Annotated in this window: 21 protein-coding genes; 10 read left to right on the top strand and 11 right to left on the bottom strand. The window is 61.2% G+C overall.

From position 1 onward, the window contains the following. Positions 1-123: 123 nt before the first annotated feature. Positions 124-1,182, bottom strand: coding sequence for an MBL fold metallo-hydrolase (locus JFT58_RS15405; protein ID WP_054896731.1), 1,059 nt, complete (start codon positions 1,180-1,182; stop codon positions 124-126). 122 nt (positions 1,183-1,304) lie between these two features. Here JFT58_RS15405 and JFT58_RS15400 point away from each other — a divergent pair, with 122 nt between their 5' ends. Then, positions 1,305-1,931 (top strand): TetR/AcrR family transcriptional regulator, encoded by a 627-nt coding sequence (locus JFT58_RS15400; protein WP_034128571.1) that lies wholly within the window; start codon positions 1,305-1,307, stop codon positions 1,929-1,931. Positions 1,932-2,257: 326 nt separating this feature from the next. Next, the gene (locus JFT58_RS15395; protein WP_054896751.1) at positions 2,258-3,577 is read left to right on the top strand and encodes a methyl-accepting chemotaxis protein; all 1,320 of its coding nucleotides are present in this window, start codon (positions 2,258-2,260) and stop codon (positions 3,575-3,577) included. Positions 3,578-3,602: 25 nt separating this feature from the next. On the opposite strand, the gene JFT58_RS15390 is transcribed toward JFT58_RS15395, so the two are convergent. After that, positions 3,603-4,487 carry a LysR family transcriptional regulator gene (locus JFT58_RS15390; RefSeq protein ID WP_054896730.1) on the bottom strand — a complete coding sequence of 295 codons (885 nt, stop codon included), beginning with the start codon at positions 4,485-4,487 and terminating at the stop codon, positions 3,603-3,605. Positions 4,488-4,566: 79 nt separating this feature from the next. Between JFT58_RS15390 and JFT58_RS15385 the strand changes: the two genes are divergently transcribed. Continuing rightward, positions 4,567-5,274, top strand: a complete 708-nt coding sequence (locus tag JFT58_RS15385) for a CTP synthase C-terminal region-related (seleno)protein (protein ID WP_054896729.1) — start codon at positions 4,567-4,569, stop codon at positions 5,272-5,274. After that, positions 5,271-5,591, top strand: coding sequence for an antibiotic biosynthesis monooxygenase family protein (locus tag JFT58_RS15380; RefSeq protein ID WP_034128487.1), 321 nt, complete (start codon positions 5,271-5,273; stop codon positions 5,589-5,591). Before JFT58_RS15385 ends, JFT58_RS15380 begins: the two co-directional genes overlap by 4 nt. A gap of 133 nt (positions 5,592-5,724) precedes the next feature. Here the strand turns inward: JFT58_RS15380 and JFT58_RS15375 are convergent, their stop codons facing one another. Beyond that, a complete protein-coding gene (locus tag JFT58_RS15375) occupies positions 5,725-6,048 on the bottom strand; it encodes a DUF2025 family protein (RefSeq protein WP_014719621.1) in 324 nt (107 codons plus the stop codon). Between the two features lie 232 nt (positions 6,049-6,280). Here JFT58_RS15375 and JFT58_RS15370 point away from each other — a divergent pair, with 232 nt between their 5' ends. The 3 genes from JFT58_RS15370 (at position 6,281) to JFT58_RS15360 (ending at position 8,973) form a co-directional block, all read left to right on the top strand. Beyond that, positions 6,281-7,408 (top strand): glycerophosphodiester phosphodiesterase, encoded by a 1,128-nt coding sequence (locus JFT58_RS15370; RefSeq protein ID WP_034128488.1) that lies wholly within the window; start codon positions 6,281-6,283, stop codon positions 7,406-7,408. A 94-nt stretch (positions 7,409-7,502) separates the two neighbouring features. Further along, positions 7,503-7,808: a PepSY domain-containing protein gene (locus JFT58_RS15365; RefSeq protein ID WP_034128489.1), complete on the top strand. Its 306-nt coding sequence runs from the start codon at positions 7,503-7,505 to the stop codon at positions 7,806-7,808. A 145-nt stretch (positions 7,809-7,953) separates the two neighbouring features. Next, positions 7,954-8,973, top strand: coding sequence for a transporter (locus JFT58_RS15360; protein WP_054896728.1), 1,020 nt, complete (start codon positions 7,954-7,956; stop codon positions 8,971-8,973). A 117-nt stretch (positions 8,974-9,090) separates the two neighbouring features. Here JFT58_RS15360 and JFT58_RS15355 read toward each other — a convergent pair whose 3' ends face one another. Genes JFT58_RS15355 through JFT58_RS15345 form a run of 3 tightly spaced genes read right to left on the bottom strand, consistent with a single transcriptional unit; the run spans position 9,091 to position 11,755 of the window. Beyond that, entirely contained in the window at positions 9,091-10,065 is a 975-nt protein-coding gene (locus JFT58_RS15355) for a biotin-dependent carboxyltransferase family protein (protein ID WP_054918276.1), read from the bottom strand. Next, on the bottom strand, positions 10,062-10,940 hold the full coding sequence (locus tag JFT58_RS15350) for a 5-oxoprolinase subunit B family protein (RefSeq protein ID WP_054896726.1): 879 nt from the start codon (positions 10,938-10,940) through the stop codon (positions 10,062-10,064). Before JFT58_RS15350 ends, JFT58_RS15355 begins: the two co-directional genes overlap by 4 nt. 56 nt (positions 10,941-10,996) lie before the next feature. After that, on the bottom strand, positions 10,997-11,755 hold the full coding sequence (locus JFT58_RS15345; RefSeq protein ID WP_054896725.1) for a 5-oxoprolinase subunit PxpA: 759 nt from the start codon (positions 11,753-11,755) through the stop codon (positions 10,997-10,999). A gap of 249 nt (positions 11,756-12,004) precedes the next feature. Between JFT58_RS15345 and JFT58_RS15340 the strand changes: the two genes are divergently transcribed. Further along, complete coding sequence (locus JFT58_RS15340) at positions 12,005-12,922, top strand: LysR family transcriptional regulator (RefSeq protein WP_054896724.1); 918 nt, start codon at positions 12,005-12,007, stop codon at positions 12,920-12,922. Here JFT58_RS15340 and JFT58_RS15335 read toward each other — a convergent pair. Further along, the gene (locus tag JFT58_RS15335) at positions 12,919-13,815 is read right to left on the bottom strand and encodes a LysR family transcriptional regulator (RefSeq protein WP_054896723.1); all 897 of its coding nucleotides are present in this window, start codon (positions 13,813-13,815) and stop codon (positions 12,919-12,921) included. The genes JFT58_RS15340 and JFT58_RS15335 overlap by 4 nt on opposite strands. Before the next feature lie 106 nt (positions 13,816-13,921). On the opposite strand from JFT58_RS15335, the gene JFT58_RS15330 reads away from it, so the two are divergent. Further along, entirely contained in the window at positions 13,922-14,680 is a 759-nt protein-coding gene (locus JFT58_RS15330) for an SDR family NAD(P)-dependent oxidoreductase (protein ID WP_054896722.1), read from the top strand. Positions 14,681-14,691: 11 nt separating this feature from the next. Here JFT58_RS15330 and JFT58_RS15325 read toward each other — a convergent pair whose 3' ends face one another. Continuing rightward, the gene (locus JFT58_RS15325) at positions 14,692-15,129 is read right to left on the bottom strand and encodes a multidrug/biocide efflux PACE transporter (RefSeq protein ID WP_054896721.1); all 438 of its coding nucleotides are present in this window, start codon (positions 15,127-15,129) and stop codon (positions 14,692-14,694) included. Positions 15,130-15,217: 88 nt separating this feature from the next. On the opposite strand from JFT58_RS15325, the gene JFT58_RS15320 reads away from it, so the two are divergent. Next, entirely contained in the window at positions 15,218-16,072 is an 855-nt protein-coding gene (locus JFT58_RS15320) for a LysR family transcriptional regulator (protein WP_034128498.1), read from the top strand. Between the two features lie 112 nt (positions 16,073-16,184). On the opposite strand, the gene JFT58_RS15315 is transcribed toward JFT58_RS15320, so the two are convergent. Genes JFT58_RS15315 through JFT58_RS15305 form a run of 3 tightly spaced genes read right to left on the bottom strand, consistent with a single transcriptional unit; the run spans position 16,185 to position 18,259 of the window. Then, entirely contained in the window at positions 16,185-17,408 is a 1,224-nt protein-coding gene (locus JFT58_RS15315; protein ID WP_054896719.1) for an RNA polymerase sigma factor, read from the bottom strand. Beyond that, entirely contained in the window at positions 17,405-17,881 is a 477-nt protein-coding gene (locus JFT58_RS15310; RefSeq protein WP_054896718.1) for an SRPBCC family protein, read from the bottom strand. The genes JFT58_RS15315 and JFT58_RS15310 overlap by 4 nt, the downstream gene beginning before the upstream one ends. A 24-nt stretch (positions 17,882-17,905) precedes the next feature. Then, a complete protein-coding gene (locus JFT58_RS15305) occupies positions 17,906-18,259 on the bottom strand; it encodes a YciI family protein (protein WP_034128501.1) in 354 nt (117 codons plus the stop codon). Positions 18,260-18,272: the final 13 nt, after the last annotated feature.

Raw genomic sequence — 18,272 nt, 5'->3', positions numbered from 1 at the left:
AGTGGCTGTCCATCGAAACATCCTCCCGGAAATAAAATTTCCGCGGGATCATCGCACTCTCATTTGGCCTTTGTCGCAGAGCAGAAATTCGCTGAAAAACTCTTTTCCAAGCGGGCCATCGGCTCAGCTTGCTGCGTGTTCGTTGACCGGTTGAGGCTCCACTTCCAGCCACCAGGCCTGCCCGCGCTCGGGCTGGTTCAGGCGGAACGCCTGGCCCATTGCCGGGGTAGTGATCGAGATATTGCGCTCCCAGGCCAGGGCCATGATGCGGTCGAACGGTTCGTGCCAGGCGTGGAAGGCCAGATCGAAGGTGCCATTGTGAATCGGCAGCAGCCACCGCCCTTTCAGATCGATATGCGCCTGCAGCGTTTGCTCCGGCTGCATGTGCACATGGGGCCAATCGACATTGTAAGCGCCGGTTTCCATCAGGGTCAGGTCAAACGGCCCGTACTGCTCGCCGATGCGTTTGAAACCGTCGAAATAGCCAGTATCGCCACTGAAAAATATACGTCGCGTAGCGTCGATCATTACCCATGAGCACCACAGGGTCTGGTTGCCATCAAACAGGCCGCGCCCTGAAAAGTGCTGAGCCGGCGTGCAGACAAAACGAACGCCATCGACTTCGATGCCCTGCCACCACTCCAGCTGGCGCACTTTGCTGGCGTCTACGCCCCATTTGACCAGCGTGTCACCCACGCCCAGGGGCGCCAGGAAGTAGCGGGTCTTTTCGGCCAATTGGACCACCGCTTTACGGTCGAGATGGTCGTAATGATTATGGGAAAGGATCACCGCTTCCAGCGCTGGCAGCTCATCAAGACTGATGGGCGGCTGATGAAAACGCTTGGGGCCGGCCCAACTGAACGGCGAGGCGCGTTCGGCAAACACAGGGTCGGTGACCCAGAATTTACCACGCAGTTTCAGCAGCACGGTTGAATGGCCGAGGCGATACACGCTGTGATCAGGGGCGGCCAATAACTGCTCGCGGGTCAGTGGCTGTACCGGAATCTGCCCCACCGGCCGTGTCGTGCGCGGCTTGTTGAATAGCATGTTCCAGAAAATGCGCAGGGTCTTGCCCAAGCCACCGTGCTGCACCGGAGTGTCGTTGCTGAAGTGCCCCAGGCCCTGCTCGGCAGGCTTGGGCGCCGAGGGCGCCGGGTCGAGACGGGTTGAAATAGTGGCCATGACGATGTGACTCCGGCGGTCCGCTCAAGTATTACACTGCACAGTGTAGTTTCTAGATTGCAACAAAATCCGGAGCAAGTAAACTGCCCGGTGTAATTTCATTGTTGAGTCGAATGCCTTCCATGACTGCCCCCAAACGCCTCACCGAGCGTAAACGCGAAGCCATCGTGGCTGCGGCGATTGCCGAATTTCGCGAGAACGGCTTCGAGGTCACCAGCATGGACAAAATCGCCGCAACTGCTGGCGTTTCCAAGCGCACGGTGTACAACCATTTCCCCAGCAAGGAAGAACTGTTCGCCGAGATCCTCCACCAACTATGGGCCAGCAGCGTTGCCCAGCTGGACGTGATCTATACGAGCGACCGTCCGCTGCGCGACCAACTGCGCACGTTGCTGGAAGCGAAAATGCAGATGATGTCGGACGCCAACTTCCTCGACCTGGCACGCGTAGCCATTGCTGCCACCATTCATTCGCCGGAACGCGCTCAAGACATGGTCAACCGCCTCAGCGCACGAGAAGAAGGCTTTACCCAATGGGTGCGCGCCGCCCAGGAAGACGGCCGCCTCACCTGCACCGACCCGGGGTTCGCCGCCCACCAGATCCAAAGCCTGCTCAAGGCCTTTGCATTCTGGCCGCAGATTACCCTCGGCCAGCCCACCCTCGACCCCGCCGCCCAGGCAGGTGTTATCGAATCAGCCATCGACCTGTTCCTGGCCGGCTACGAAGTCAGCACTCCGCCCTCATACTAAGGCGCGTTATTGCAGAGCGTTTTGGCGTATTCCGCCCGTTGCGTGGCCGCCCATCCGGCCTGAGTTGTCTGATGACACCTCGTCTGAAACTTCATTCGCCGGCTTGCCGCAATAGCATAATGCCGCCATTGGTCGCCTGGTCAAAATAGTCCTGCCTGACGGGCGAACTTCCAGGTCGGTTGATCACTCTGACACCGTTGTTCTACCCCCCTCTGTCAGCATCAGGAAGCTGGCAATGAGCAAGTCAACCGTAAGGCCAGGGGCCCTACGGGGTCAGGCGCAAATACATGGACCCCGCATACGCTTGCATGCCCGAGCCCTCCACCATGCTATTCAACGCTCACAAGAAAACCATCAGTACCCTGCAACACAGCCTAGCCCAACAGACCAGCCTGCTTGCCGCCATCGAACGCTCCATGGCCGTGATCGAATTCGACCTGCAAGGCACCGTGCTGCGCGCCAATGACAACTTCATCAAGACCATGGGCTACCGCGCCGAACAGATCCTGGGCCAGCCCCATCGGATGTTCTGTACCCCGGCGTTCGCCCGCAGCGCGGACTACAACCAGCTGTGGACGCACCTGCGAAACGGCCAATTCCAGTCGGGCACCTTTGAACGCGTAGGCGCCAACGGCGCCTCGGTGTGGCTGGAAGCCAGCTATAACCCGGTACGGGATGAGGCGGGGAATGTGATCAAAGTGGTGAAATACGCCATGGACGTCACCCCGCGCCTGCAAGCCGAAAGCGAAGCCAACGCCAAGCTCGAAGCCATCGACCGCGCCATGGCGATGATCGAGTTCAACCTCGACGGCACCATCATCACCGCCAACGGCAATTTCCTGCAGCGCATGGGCTACAGCCTGGCGCAGATCCAGGGCAAGCATCACCGTCTGTTTTGCACGCCCGAGCTGGCCAACAGTGCGGCCTACAGCGAGTTCTGGAAGCGCTTGAACCAGGGCGAGCTGTTCAATGGCCAGTTTGAGCGGGTGGACAAACACGGCCAGGTCGTGTGGCTGGAAGCCAACTACAACCCGGTGTACGACGCCAGCGGGCGCCTGTGCAAAGTGGTGAAGTTCGCCTCGGATGTCACCGCCCGCGTGCTACAGCATGCCGCTGACGCACAGAGCGCCGCCCAGGCTTACCACCTGTCGTTGAACACCCAGGAGATGGCGGAAAAAGGCGCCGAGGTGATTCAGAAAACCGCCAGCGGCATGCGCGAAATCGCCGTGGATATCGACACCTCTTCGCAACTGATCGCCAAACTCGGCGAACGCTCGCAACAGATCACCGCCATCGTCAATACCATTCGCGGCATTGCCGACCAGACCAATCTGCTGGCCCTCAACGCCGCCATTGAAGCCGCCCGCGCCGGCGAGCAGGGCCGTGGCTTTGCCGTGGTGGCCGATGAAGTGCGGCAACTGGCGGCGCGCACCAGCGGCTCCACCGCGGAAATCTCCGGCATGATCGCCATGATCCAGGACGAAACCCGCCAAGCCATCGACAGCATGGACGCCACCCGCGACCGCGCCGCCCAGGGTGTGGAACTGGCCAACCAGGCCGGCACGGTGATCCTGCAGATTCGCGAAGGCACCGGCGAAGCAGTACAAGCGGTAAGTGCGTTTGCCAATGAGCGGGGCAATCGCTGAGCCATTGGCGCTGGCTGTCTGCAGGTTAACTTCGCAGCCAGCGCACATGCCGCCCCAGTTCATCAAATAGCGTCACCACCGAGCGTAACGCCCGGCAATCAGGCCGCGTCAACAACCACAGCGCCGTATCGTGCCCTGCCAGCGCAGGGCCCAGCGGTTGCAGGCCATCGCCCATCAGAAACTCCGGCAGCGCCGCCACGCCCAACCCCGCGCGCACTAATTCGGTCACCGACTGCATGCTGTTGCACCGATAACGGGGACGCACGCCCGGCAAATGCTCACGGCGCCAGATGACGGTGGGGTGATCGGGTAAAAAATCGTCCGGCGCGATCCAGGCCAGGTCGGCCCACTCATGGTCTGGGTGCAGGCGCGCATAGTCGGCACTGGCACACACCTGGTAGGTCACCGCACCCAGGCAACGTCCGACAAGATGCGCTGGCGGCGTCTTGGTCAGGCGCAGGGCGATATCCGCATCGCGGCGGCTGAGGTTGGCGAAGTCATTGGAGGTGCTCAGTTCCAGGGTCAACGCCGGGTAGGCCGGCATGAACTGCGCGAGGGCCGGCAACAGCAAGCCTTGCAACACCGAGTCGGTGCAGGTCAGGCGCACGGTACCGCTGATCACTTCACCGCCCTGCTCCACGCCAATACGCGCCGCCTCCAGCGCCTGTTCGGCACGCTCGGCCTGTTGGGCCAGGTTGCTCGCCAGGCTGGTGGGCAAATAACCGGCACGGCTTTTTTCAAACAGGGTCTGGCCCAGCGCCGCCTCCAGCCGCCGCACCGCACGGAATACCGTGGACACATCGACCCGCAGCAGCGCCGCCGCCCGCGCCAGGGTACCGCCGCGCACCAGGGCCAGGATCAATGACAGGTCGGCGTAGTCGATTTGATAGTGCGTGACTGCATTGAACATATGGGCAAACGCCAATATTGATTGCGTGAGCGCCAATCTATAGTGGGTATCACCGCACCACAAGTCATGGACGTACATGATGCCAACCCCCGCGCTGCACCTTGCCCTGATCGGTGATTACACCCCCGATGTGACCGCCCACCAAGCCATTCCCATGGCCCTGCAACAGGCCGCCGACGTTCTGGGCCTGAACGTCCAAGTGCAATGGCTGGCCACCGACACCCTCACCTCCACTTCTGCCCTGAGCGACTTCGACGGTTTCTGGTGCGTGCCCGGCAGCCCCTATCGCGATGTCGACGGCGCCTTACGGGCGATACGTTTTGCCCGCGAACAAGGTCGCCCTTTCCTCGGTACCTGCGGCGGTTTTCAACATGCCGTGCTGGAATATGCCCGCCATGTGCTCGGCTGGGCCGATGCCCAGCACGGCGAATTAATGCCGGATGCTGAACGCGCCGTCATCACGCCGCTGGACTGCTCCCTGGTGGAGGTGAGCAACACCGTACGCCTGGCCCCGTACACGCGCATTGCCCAGGCCTACAGCCGCCTGGACATCCACGAGGGTTACCGTTGCCGCTACGGCATCAACCCCGCCTTTGCCGACGCCCTGCTGGACGCCAACCTGATTCCCACCGGCCACGATTCGGCGGGCGATCTGCGCGCGGTGGAACTGCTCGACCACCCGTTCTTCGTCGCCACCCTGTTCCAGCCCGAACGCGCCGCACTCAAGGGCATCACGCCGCCGCTGGCGATTGCGCTGCTCAAGGCCTGCCAGGAGGTATCGGTATGATCGCCAAGACACCCGCCCCACCTTATTACGCGGTAATTTTCAGCTCGCTGCGCACCGGCGCCGACCTGGGTTATGGCGAGGCCGCCACACGCATGCTGGAACTGGCCAGGCAACAACCGGGGTTCCTTGGGGTGGAATCGGCGCGGGAGGATGGACTGGGGATCACCGTATCCTACTGGGCCAGTGAGGCGGCGATACTGGCCTGGAAACAGCAGGCCGAGCATCGGCAGGTGCGCGAGCAAGGGCGGGCCACCTGGTATGCGGCGTTTCACACACGGGTATGCAAGGTAGAGCGGGCCTACACCTTCTCCACTTGAGACACTGACCCCTTGTGGAAGCTGGCTTGCCTGCGATGCAGACACCTCGGTGATGCAGTGAAACCGCATTGATACTATCGCAGGCAAGCCAGCTCCCACATTTGCTCGTCATCGTTAGCAAAATCGCGGACGCTCAGCTCACCAAACTACGCAACGCGCTGATCTGCGGGATCTCTACCCGACGCATATACACCCGCAGCGGCTCGGTGATGTTGATGCGCTCGTCGATATTCTGGTCGAGCAACAACTGCAGGCGCGCTCGGCACAGGGTCATGGTGTGGTCGGCGGCCGGCAGCCAGACGAACTCGGCCGTGGGGATGATGCCGTCATCGGCCACGTCCATGCCGAATGAGTCTTCGCTGAAACGCACGATGTACTGGCCGGTCTTGCGGTTGAGGCCGACAAATCCCTGGAGTTGGTCGGCGGCCTGGCAGATAAGCTCTGAAGTGATGCGCATGGTAAACCTCACTGAAAAGTCCCACAGGGACTGGAAAGATGGTTTACACGCGTGGCAGAAAATACCGCCCTCTGACGGGGCAGCTACCCGTAAGAATACTGCAACGCCCTGCAAAAAAGTCGACAAAATTGGCCGGTGCGCACGTTAATGTCGGTTTGGTGATAGCGCCGTTCGCAATCAATTGTTAAAAAGGACACCTTCTCAAAGTTACCTCCACGAAAGGACTTCGCATATGCCTGTCACGTTTTCCAAAAGCGCCTTGCTGCTGGCGTTGATGCTCGGCCTTGGCCAGGCACAGGCTGCCGAACCGGTCAGCCCGGCCGAATTGGCGACAAACGAAGGCATCCCCTATCCTGCCGTGATCGCTCACCGTGGCGCATCCTACGACGCACCTGAATCCACCGCCGCTGCCTACAAGGTTGCACGCGACCTGGGTGCCGACTACCTGGAACTGGACTTGCAACGCAGCAAGGACGGCGTACTGTTCGCCCTGCACGACAACAACCTGCAGCGCACCACCGACGTCGCCACCAAGTTCCCCGAGCGCAAAGACGCGCCTGCCAACGAGTTCACCTGGAAAGAACTGCAAACCCTCGACGCCGGCAGCTGGTTCAACGCCGCCTACCCGGACCGCGCGCGCCCTGGTTTCGTTGGCCTGAAAATCCTGAGCCTGGACGACATCATCAAGATCGCCGAAGGCAACCCCTCGCACAAACCCGGCCTGTACATCGAGACCAAGGAGCCCAAGCAGTTCCCGGGCATCGAAGCCGACCTGAAAAACAAGCTGCTGGACAAAGGCTGGCTGAGCTCCGCCGGCTCCAAGCTGGGCAAGAGCAACACCGGTGTCGGCCAAGGCAAGGGCCGCGTGGTGCTGCAAACCTTCGAAACCGCCAGCCTTAAAGAGCTGCAGAAGGAAATGCCCAACACCCCGAAAATCCTGCTGTTGTGGGTAGGTGAAGGCAGCATCGAGCCCAAATCCAAAGTGACCTTCGCCGAGTCTGGCGAAGCCACCAAGGCCGCCTACTACGCCAAGCAAGAGCCCAAAGACGCCGCCGAATTCGAAAAGTGGGTCGATGAGGCCAAAAGCCTCGGCGCCATCGGCACCGGCCCGTCGGCTGAGCTGACCGACCACGGCGACCAGAGCTACACCGACCTGGTGAAGCCGGAAATGAACAAGCTGACCCACGACAAGGGCCTGCTGGTGCATGTGTATACCGTGGATGAGCCGGTGGACTTCGAGAAGGTCATGAAGGCCGGCGTCGATGGTATCTTTACCAACCGCGCCGCCGAGCTGTTGAAGTTCTACAAGCGCTGGCCGTCGTCCAGCGTGCAAGACCTGCTCAACGACCATAAGTACTAAAAGCGTTGGTGTCAGTGAGCCATTAAGGCTGAGTTAAGTTGCGCTGGTTAATCTGGCGCCACTTAAACAGCTCAACCTAAGAAGGACATACACCATGAAAACCTTGACCGCCCTGTTCGCTGCTACTGCCCTGACTTTGACCGCCGGCCTGGCCCAGGCTGATGTTCGTCCGGACCAGATTCCCAGCCTGCTCAAGACCGGTGAAGTGATGGCGTTCGAAAAGCTCAACGCCGCCGCCGTCGCCCAACATGCCGGCGCTACCATCAACGATACCGAGTTGGATCACGAAGCTGGCAAGCTGGTCTACGAAGTGGACCTGACCGACACCACCGGCAAGAAATGGGATGTGAAGCTCGACGCCAAAACCGGTGCCGTGCTGGAAAACAAGCAAGACACCTGAGTTGAACCTTGAAAAAACGCGCCACCTTCGGATGGCGCGTTTTTTTATGCGAGCCTCAAACCGTCACATAACCGTCATACCGCCTTGCAATGATTCGCTCAGGAACCTGTGAAACGTCCTACAGGCCCTTTCTCTGCGAGTCGCCATGAACCACAGCATCGACCACGGCCATCAGGATTCCGATCTGTTTGGCCTGCTTTACGGTTTTCGTTTTCGCCCCGGCGAGAAAGGCCAGCAAATTGATTCCGCCACCGCCCTCGCCGCCTTGCAGCAACCGCCAGACCCGGACGAATTCCTGTGGCTGCACCTGAACCTGGCGCACGCCGCCTGCGAGCGCTGGATGCAGGCGCATCTGTCATTGCCAGAAGAGTTTTTTGAAGCCTTGCATGAAGGCTCACGCTCCACGCGCATCGAGCATGTGGACTCGGCCTTATTGGCCGTGGTCAACGATGTGGTGTTCAACTTCAGCAGCATGGTGTCGTCGGATATTTCCACGCTGTGGGTGTGCGCGCGCAGCCGCTTGCTGGTGAGCGCACGCCTGCAGCCGTTGCACTCGGTGGATAAATTGCGCTCGTCGGTGAAGGCCGGCGAACACTTTCGCTCCCCCTTGGAGCTGTTGGTGCACCTGCTGCGCGACCAGGGCGAAGTGCTGACGCAGATCGTGCGCAAGACCAGCATCAGCGTTGACCAAATCGAGGATCAGCTGTTGTCTTCGCGCCTGTCCACCAACCGTGCCGAACTGGGCGCCGCCCGCCGCGTGCTGGTGCGCCTGCAACGCCTGCTGGCTTTGGAGCCGGGCTCGCTGCTACGCCTGCTCAATCGCCCGCCGCAATGGCTGCAAAAGGAAGACGTGAAGGAATTGCGCAAATCCACCGAGGAGTTTGCGCTGATCATCAACGACCTGACCGCCCTGGGCGAACGCATCAAACTGTTGCAGGAAGAGATTGCCGCCAACCTCAATGAACAGAGCAACCGCACATTGTTTACCCTCACGGTGGTGACGGTGCTGGCGCTGCCGATCAACATCATTGCCGGTTTTTTTGGCATGAATGTGGGTGGGGTGCCCCTGTCCCAAGACCCGGAAGGCTTCTGGATACTGGTGGCCTTGGTCGCAACCTTCACCCTGATCGCTGGGCGGTGGGCATTCCGCAAATTCTCAAATTGAAATAAGCCCAAAGGTGGGAACTGGCTTGCCTGCGATTGCGGTGTATCAGCCAAGACAATGCAAGCAGACCCACCGCTATCGCAGGCAAGCCAGCTTCCACAGGGGTTAAGCGTATGTTCAGTGATTGAAGAGTCCCGTCATCGCTCTGAGGCGCTTCTTGTACAACCGCCGCGCCTCCAAAGCCTCCTCCAGACTCACCGCCACAAACCCCGCTCGCTGGTTGGGCTGCATTTGCCCGATCAAGTCCAGGTCGGCGCTGATCACCGTGCCGATCATCGCGTAGCCACCGCCCGACACCGCATCGCGGTGCAGCACAATCGGCTCCAGCCCCGCCGGTACTTGAATCGAGCCAATCGGGTAGCAACTGTCCACGATGTTGGAAGGATCGGAGCCGGCGCCAAACGGCTGTTCCCGCGGCTGGAAGCTCAACGCGCTGCCGCCCTTGAAGCGATAGCCAATGCGATCGGCCTCGGAGCCGACCGTCCACGGCTCGGCAAAAAAGCTGCTTTTGGCCTCCAAGCTCAAGCGTTCGTAATACAGCCCCGGCACCACCCGCAACGTCACATCGCCGCCGACCGAACGCCGCAACGCCATCGGCAAGCTGTTGCCCGCACGCCCGGTACCGCTGGCGCTACCGATCGGCAATTGATCGCCCTCCTGCAAGCGTCGGCCATTAAACCCGCCGAGGGCGCCGAGGGTGTAGGTGGAGCGGCTGCCGAGCACCAACGGCACGTCGATACCGCCGGCGACGGCGAGGTAGGTGCGTGCGCCGGCCTTGGGAAACTCGAACCGCAGCACCTGCCCGGCGCGTACGGCAAAGGCGGTGTCCTGATGCACCACTTCACCGTCCAGGCGCGGCGACATCAAGGCGCCGCTCAAGGCCACCAGCGCGTCCTGCTGGAACTCCAGCGCCGGCCCGATCAGCGTGCATTCCAGGCCCGCCGCGCCCACGGGATTGCCCACCAGGTGGTTGGCCGCACTCAACGCGTATTGGTCCAGCGCCCCCGATGGTGGGATGCCTAAATGGTAATAACCTTCGCGGCCCAGGTCCTGCACGGAGGTGGCGAGGCCGGGTTTGAGGACCTTGATCATGCCAGCGCCTCCTGCAGGGTTTTCGGATAGCCGATGGGGTCGGCGAGAAAGGCATCCAGGGAAAACTCCACCGGGCGAATGCGCAAGTCGAAACGCCCGGCGTCCACCTCGGCGACCGCCAGGTCATATGCCTCGCGGTCCATCGGCTTGAACTGCACGATATCGCCAGGGCGGAAGAACACCATGTGCTCCTTGAGGTACGCCAACTGCTGCGCCGGGTCGTAGATCGGTGCCGGGGTAACGCCGAACATCTGATAACCGCCCGCCCCTCGCACTGAGTAGATACAGCCAAAGCAACCGCCATGGCCCAGGGTCAGTTTCGGTGTGTCGGTGCGTGGCCGCAGGTATTTGGGCACCTGCAATTGCCGCTCGCGTTCGACCATCTGGAACATGAACGGCAAGCCCGCGACAAAGCCGACCATCGACACAAACCACGGCGCGCCACTGTGGGCGGCGATGAACGCGTCCACGTCGGCCAGGCCATTGATGCGTGCCGCGTATTCCAGGTCTGTGCCGCTGGGGTCTTGGTGGCGGTCACGAAAACGCATCAGGGTTTCGTGGGTCCAGGGGTCGTTATAGAGCACTGGGATTTCGATGATGCGCGTGCGCAAGGTACGTTCGGCCACGGCCTGGGCTTCGGCGCTTTGCACGGCGTCGAGCAGCGCGTGAGGGGCGATGCGGTCAGGGTCGAAGCGAATCTGGAAGGATGCATTGGCCAGGCACACATCCAGTACGCCTTCCAGTGCCAGGCGCTCCACGGCGCGGGTCACCGCCATGCCCTTGAAAAAAGCCTCCAGGGACATGCTGTCGCTGACCTCGGCAAACAGATGTTCATCACCGCCGAAGCTATAGCGGATGGGGGACGTTTCAGCCATGTCTGTTCCTCTTGGAATCTTTGTAGAAAGGCAGGCAAAAAAGTAAGGGTTGGATCTTATCGGGGTGTTCTGACGTCGATACCCGCCTGGTCCAAGGCTTCACGGGTAGCCTCCACCAGATCCAGGGCGCCAGGGGTGTCGCTGTGCAGGCAGATGGAATCGAATTCGATCGCAAGGTCTTCGCCTTCGACGGTACGTACCAGGCCGGCCTGACACGCACGCAAGACCCGGGCGGCCACTGTGGCTGGGGCCAGCGCCCGCACATTGCGGGTAAACACGATGGAGCCGCTCAGGTCGTATTCACGGTCGGCATAGAACTCGCGCACCACCGGCTGCCCCAGTTCCTTGGCGATGCGCCAGATCACTGAGTTGGGCATGCAGTACAGCATCAGCGTGGGCTCAATGATTTGCAGGTTCTGCACCAACAGCCGGGCGGCCTCTTCATCACGGGCCAGGTGCATGTAAAGCGCGCCGTGAGGCTTGATATGTTGCAGGGTCACGCCTTGGGCACGAGCCATTTCACGCAGGGCACCGAGCTGGTAGAGCATGTCGTCCACCAGTTCCTGGGCCGGTGCGTTGATATGCCGGCGACCGAAACCCACCAGGTCACGAAAGCCTGGGTGCGCGCCGATGGCCACACCCAGTTGCTTGGCGCGCTCGACGGTGCGGCGCATGGTGCCCGGATCGCCAGCGTGAAAGCCGGTGGCGATATTGGCCGAGCTGATATAGCCCATCAGCTCTGCGTCGACGCCGTCGCCGATGGTCCAGGGGCCAAAGCTTTCGCCCATGTCTGAATTGAAATCCACTGCCTGCATCAGGGTCGCTCCGCCAAAGGTGATGCCCGCAAAGTAGGCCGGGGCTTGACCCCTTGGGAAGATCTATTATCAGATGGCCCATCTTCTGAAAATCAGATAGCTTTTTATCCTCGACCCCAGATCGTTCCCACGCTCTGCGTGGGAATGCAGCCATGGACGCTTTGCGTCCGCACTTGAGACCGTGACGCGGAGCGCCACAAGAGGCATTCCCACGCAGAGCGTGGGATCGATCAATAAGCAGAGTGCGATATGTCTTTAACCTTGCGCCAGGTTCGCTATTTCGTCGCCACTGCGGAAATCGGCCAGATTTCCCAGGCAGCAATTCATCTGAATATTTCCCAATCGGCGGTGACCACAGCGATCAAGGAGCTGGAAGCCATGCTCGGCGTGCAGTTGTTCGTGCGCTCGGCCCAAGGCATGAACCTCACCGATGCCGGGCGGCATTTTCTCAACCGTGCCTATGTGATTGTGCGCAGCGTGGAAGATGCCCTCAACAGCCCGTTGCCGGACTACCGCGCCAGCGGCGTGCTGCGGGTGGCGGCCAGCTACACCGTGCTGGGTTATTTCCTGCCGCACCATTTACAGCGCATGGAGCATTGGCATCCGGACGTGACCATCGAGGTGTTCGAACAGGAGCGCCAGGCCATCGAACAGGGCCTGCTCGACGGCCAGTTCGACATGGCTGTGGTGCTCACTGCCAACCTCACCCACACGGATATCGTCTCGGAAATTCTGTTCAACTCCGAGCGCCGCCTGTGGCTGCCCAGCCATCACCCATTGTGCGAACGCGGTGCCGTGAGCCTGGCCGACGTGGCCCAAGAACCCTACATTTTGCTCACCGTCGACGAAGCCGAACACAGCGCCATGCGCTACTGGGAACAGGCCGGGCAAACGCCCAAGGTGCGGCTGCGCACCAGCTCAGTGGAGGCGGTGCGCAGCATGGTTGCCAACGGCAGCGGCGTGGCGATCCTGTCAGACCTGGTACACCGGCCCTGGTCCCTGGAAGGCAAACGCATCGAAACCCTGACCGTGACCGACCCGGTCACCCCCATGAGCGTCGGCCTGGCCTGGCACCGCGAGCGCGCGTTTACCCCAGCGATGCAAGCGTTCCGGGATTACTTCCACGACGCGTTTCTGGCGCCCCAGCAGTTGTCGGCACGCCGTTAAAGATGAGCTTGCAGGGTGGCGGTCAACCAGTCCATGAACACCCGCACTCGCAACGGCAGATGCCGCTGGCCGGCGTACAGCAACGACACATCCAAGGGCGGCGCTTGGTAGTCGGGCAGCACCGCCACCAACTCGCCGCTGGCCAATAAGTCGCGTATCCCGAGCTGCGGCACCTGGGTGATGCCAAACCCGCCCAGGCACGCCGATTGATAGGCGTCGGTGCTGTTGACCGTCACCCGGCCTGCCATCGGCAGCCGCTGCACCTTGTTGCCCACCATGTATTCGAACCCGGCCGAGCGTGCGCCCAGCGGCCGCACATAATGCACCAACTGGTGATGCGCCAGGTCTGCCAGGGTTTCGGGCACGCCATACCGTTGCAGGTACGCCGCGCTCGCGCAGTTGACCATCGGCATGCTGCACACCCGCCGCGCTACCACGGTTTGATCGGGCTGGGCGCCGACGCGCACCACGCAATCAAAACCTTCGGCGATCATGTCCACCTGGCGGTCCGAACCGCTGATCTCCATGTCGATCAGAGGATGGCGCGCCATGAACGTGGGCAAGTTCGGCAAGATCAAGCCCCGCGCCATGACGTTGGGCATGTCCACCCGTATGCGCCCGGCCAATTGGGTTTCGTCCTGACGGAACAAACCTTCCAGCTCTTCCATATGCGCCAGCAGATCCTTGCTGCGCTCATACAACACACGACCATCCTGGGTCGCCTGCACCTTGCGCGTGGTGCGTTGCAACAGCCGTGCGCCGAGCAACTCCTCCAACGCCTGCACATGCTCGGAGACCGTAGAGCGCGGCAAGCCCAGACTTTGACCGGCCTGGGTAAAGCTCGACAACTCAGTAACGCGTACGAAGGTGCGCAGCAACTCAAGCTTGTTCATTAGATTGTTCGCCTTATCCGGCCAGTGATTCCGATATCAGCCTGTTTATCACGTTATGGCCGGACAAATACACTCAGTCCCACTCACCCCATTCGAGGACTGCACCATGACCCGTAAAATCGCACTCATCACTGGCGCCAGCCGTGGCCTGGGTAAAAGCGCCGCCCTGCACCTGGCTGCGCAGGGCATCGACATCATCGGCACTTACCACAGCGCAGCGGCTGAAGCCCAAGCCGTGGTTGCCCAGGTAGAGGCCTTGGGCGGTCGCGCCGCCATGCTGCAACTGGACGTCAGCCAGAGCGCAACCTTCGATGCATTCGTTGGCCAGATCGGCACCCTGCTCAAGGATGTGTTCGCCCAGGAACATTTCAACTTCCTGATCAACAACGCCGGGGTTGGCACCTACGCAAGCTTTGCCGAAACCACCGAAGCCCAGTTCGACCAGTTGGTGGCGATCCATGTGAAGGCACCGTTTTTCCTCACGCAAAAACTGTTGCCGCTGATCAGCGATGGCGGGCGCATTATCAATGTCTCCAGCGGCCTGGCGCGCTTCAGCCTGCCGGGTTATGCCGCTTACGCGTCCATGAAAGGCGCGGTGGAAGTCTTGTCGCGCTACCAGGCTAAAGAGCTGGGCCCACGGGGTATTACCGTGAACACCCTGGCACCGGGCGCGATTGCCACTGACTTCGGCGGCGGCGCGGTACGCGATAACACCGATGTGAATGCGATGGTTGCCAATAACACCGCCCTGGGCCGCGCTGGCTTGCCGGACGATATTGGCGGGGCGATTTCGACCTTGCTGGCCGATGGCAGTCATTGGATCACCGGCCAGCGGATCGAGGCATCGGGCGGGATGTTCCTATGAGCGACGCACGCCTACGGGGTAACTGGGGTTTTACCGGCGAATTTCTCACGCAGCACGTCATAACCCCAGTGGTACACGTAGGTGTACGGCAGGAAGAACAGCAACACGCCAATGTCGAGGATGAAGGCTTCCAGCAGGCTGATCTTCATCAAGGCGGCAATCAACGGCACTGCCAAGAGAATCAGGCCGCCTTCAAACAACAGCGCGTGCAGCACACGGGTCCAACCACCGTTGGCCAGTTGCAGGCGGGTTTTAAGGCGGTCGAACAGGCTGTTGAACACCACGTTCCAGCTCAGTGCCAACAGGCTGATGCCCAGGGTCACTGCGCCCATTTCCAGCGCCGGCCGGCCGGTGATCCACACCAACAGCGGCGTGCAAATCAATAAGGCCAGCCCTTCGAAACCAAGGGCTTGAAACACGCGTTCAGTAAAGGATTTGGTAGGGGTCATGACCCGGCTCCGTGAGTGACGATGGTTGCCATGATCAGGCTTTGTATCGATACTTCATAACCAATAACCATCGATCAAGGCGATAGTCATGGCCTCCCATGAAGTGCTTCAGGCGTTTGTCCAGGCTGCCACCCAAGGCTCGTTTTCCGCGGCGGCGCGCAAGCTGGGCAAAAGCCAGTCCACCGTGAGCGCGGCAGTGGCCAGCCTTGAGATTGACCTGAACGTGGTGCTGTTTGACCGCAGCAGCCGCAAGCCGACCCTCACGCCGGCGGGGCAAGTGTTGCTGCAAAGGGCTGAGCAAGTGCTGGAAGCCAGTAGCCGCCTGGAGCTGGCAGCCAGTCAGTTATCGCAAGGCCTGGAGCCGAAGTTGAGTCTCGCTATGTCCGATACTTACCAATCCGATCGATTCGAGGTCGCCCTCACGGCCTTCGAGCAACGCTACCCGGACCTTGAGCTGGAATGCCTGATCGCGGAATGCGAAGACTTGATCGCACTGGTGCAAAGTGGCCGGGCGCAGATCGCGTTTATCGAGAAACAAGAAGCCTACCCGCCGGACCTTTCCTTCTCCACGGTGGAGGAGCGCACGGAGATCGCGCTGTTTGTCTCGCCTGGACACCCATTGGCGACCCTGGACAAGGTTCACCCGCACACCTTGCAACAACACCGGGAGTTGCGTTTGGCGAGCATCATCAGCCCCAATGAAAACCGCGGCACGCAGCGAGTATGGTCGGCGCCGAGTTACCTGATGCTGATGGAGATGGCACAGCTGGGGTTTGGCTGGGCACCGATTCCACGCTGGCTGGTGGAGCGCTTTGGCGGCAACCAGTTGGTTGAACTCAAGGTGCGCAGTTGGCCGCGTTCGGTGGCGGTGGATGCGCTGTGGTCCCGGCACCAGCCGCCGGGGCCTGCGGGGAGCTGGTTGCTGGGCAAGATGCTGGAATGAGCCTGTAGGAGCGAGCTTGCTCGCGAAGAACGTCAACGATAACGCGTGCTTCCTGAAGAAACGTGGCGTCTGTGAGTTTTTCGCGAGCAAGCTCGCTCCTACATTTGGATCGTCACTGCCTGGAGGAATTGAGTTCGGCGAGACGCCGCGTGATGAAGCGTTTTTCTGGCGCCTGTTGCGTCAGCGACAGCGCTTTTTCGTACGCGCTGCGGGCTTCGTCAAACCGCCCCAACTGCCGGCAAAACTCCCCACGCGCCGAATGCGCCAAGTGGTAGTCCTGCAACTCACCGCGCTGCAAAAGATTGTCTACCAGCACCAACCCCGCCAACGGCCCCTGCTCCATCGCCACCGCTACCGCACGGTTCAACTCGATCACCGGCGACGGCACAGACCTGAGCAATACATCGTAGAGCCCGACAATCTGCCGCCAATCGGTTTCCCCTGCGCTGGGCGCCTCGGCGTGCACGGCGGCAATCGCAGCCTGCAAGCAATACGGCCCGAAGCGTGGCGTCATCAGCGCCTGCTCCACCAATGCGCAGCCTTCAGCGATCAAGGCCCTGTCCCAAAGCGTACGATCCTGAGCGTCCAACAGCACCAGTTCGCCGCTGGCAGAAGTGCGGGCAGGCCGACGCGACTCGTGCAGCAACATTAACGCCAGCAAGCCCATGACTTCCGGCTCGGGCAGCAACTCCAGCAGCAAACGCCCCAGGCGAATGGCCTCCAAGGTCAGGTCCTCACGGGTGAGGTCGGCACCCGCCGAGGCCGAATAGCCCTCGTTGAACACCAGGTAAATCACCCGCAGCACACTGTCCAATCGTTCGGGCAATTCGGCGCGGGACGGCACTTGATAGGGAATTTTCGCCTCACGGATCTTGCCCTTGGCGCGCACGATGCGTTGGGCAATGGTGGTGGGCGTGGCTAGAAAAGCGTGAGCGATGGCCTCGGTGCTCAGGTCGCAGATCTCGCGCAAGGTCAGCGCAACCTGGGCATCGGCTGCCAACGCTGGGTGGCAGCAAGTGAACATCAGGCGCAGGCGGTCGTCTTCCACGTCTTCATCACTCCAAGGCGCAGCCTCCAACGCCTCGGCCTGCTCTTCCAATAACGGGGTAAAACGCGACTGCCGACGCAGGCGGTCGATGGCTTTGAAGCGGCCGGTGGACACCAGCCACGCCCGTGGATTATCCGGCACGCCATCTTGGGGCCAGCGCTGCAGGGCGACGAAAAATGCTTCGTGCAGCGCCTCCTCGGCCAAGTCGAAATCCCCCAGCACACGAATCAACGTCGCGAGCACGCGGCGTGATTCGCGGCGGTAAATAGCGTCGATCTGCTGGGTCAATCGACCATGTCCTCGGTCACCAACTTCACCAGGCGGTCCAGGCTCTGGCCCCAGCCGTCATGAAAGCCCATGGCTTCGTGGGCCTGCTTGTCCTCGGCACTCCAGTGCATGGCGCGGGCGGTATAGAGGGTCTTTTCGCCGACCTCCTCAAAGGTGACTTCGGCGCTCATGAACGGCTTTCCCGAAGGCACCCAACCCGGCATGAACGCGTCGGTAAACACCAGGCGGTTGGGCGCATCGATTTCCAGAAAAACGCCCTGGGTCGGGTACTCGCTGCCATCGGGCGCACGCATCAAGGTGCGGAACAAGCCGCCGACCCACAGGTTCATCTCGCATTCAGGGGTGGTCATGCCGTGGGGGCCCCACCATTGTTGCAGCAGGGTTGGCTCAGTCCAGGCGCGAAACACCCGGCGGCGCGGCGCATCGATCAAGCGGCTGATGGACAGTTCAAATTGGGCGGGTTGAGTGTTCACGGGAAACCTCCTCACGTCTTTTGATTATTGTGTTGAGAGATTCAATTGGCGCACGGGGCGCACTTCCACACTGCCGACCCGGGCCGCCGGAATGCCGCCAGCCACCTGGAGCGCTTCATTGAGGTCCTTGGCGTCGATCAGGTAGAACCCGGCGAGCTGCTCCTTGGTTTCGGCAAAAGGCCCGTCGGTGATCGACAGCTTGCCGTTGCGCATGCGCACGGTGGTGGCGGTGGTCACCGACTCCAGCGGCTCGGCGGCCAGCATGCGCCCGCTGGCCTGGACGGCCTCGGCGTAGGCCAGACATTCCGAGTCGTGGGGGCTGTCGGGCGAGGTGTGCAACACCTGTTCATCGCTGTAGATCAGGCACAGGTATTTCATGGCGTTCTCCGTT

It is taken from the genome of Pseudomonas sp. MF6767 (genome assembly GCF_016405475.1).
Classification (GTDB): domain Bacteria; phylum Pseudomonadota; class Gammaproteobacteria; order Pseudomonadales; family Pseudomonadaceae; genus Aquipseudomonas; species Aquipseudomonas paracarnis.
Note: the sequence above shows the minus strand (reverse complement) of the source record. Positions and strands in the feature narration are given on the sequence as shown.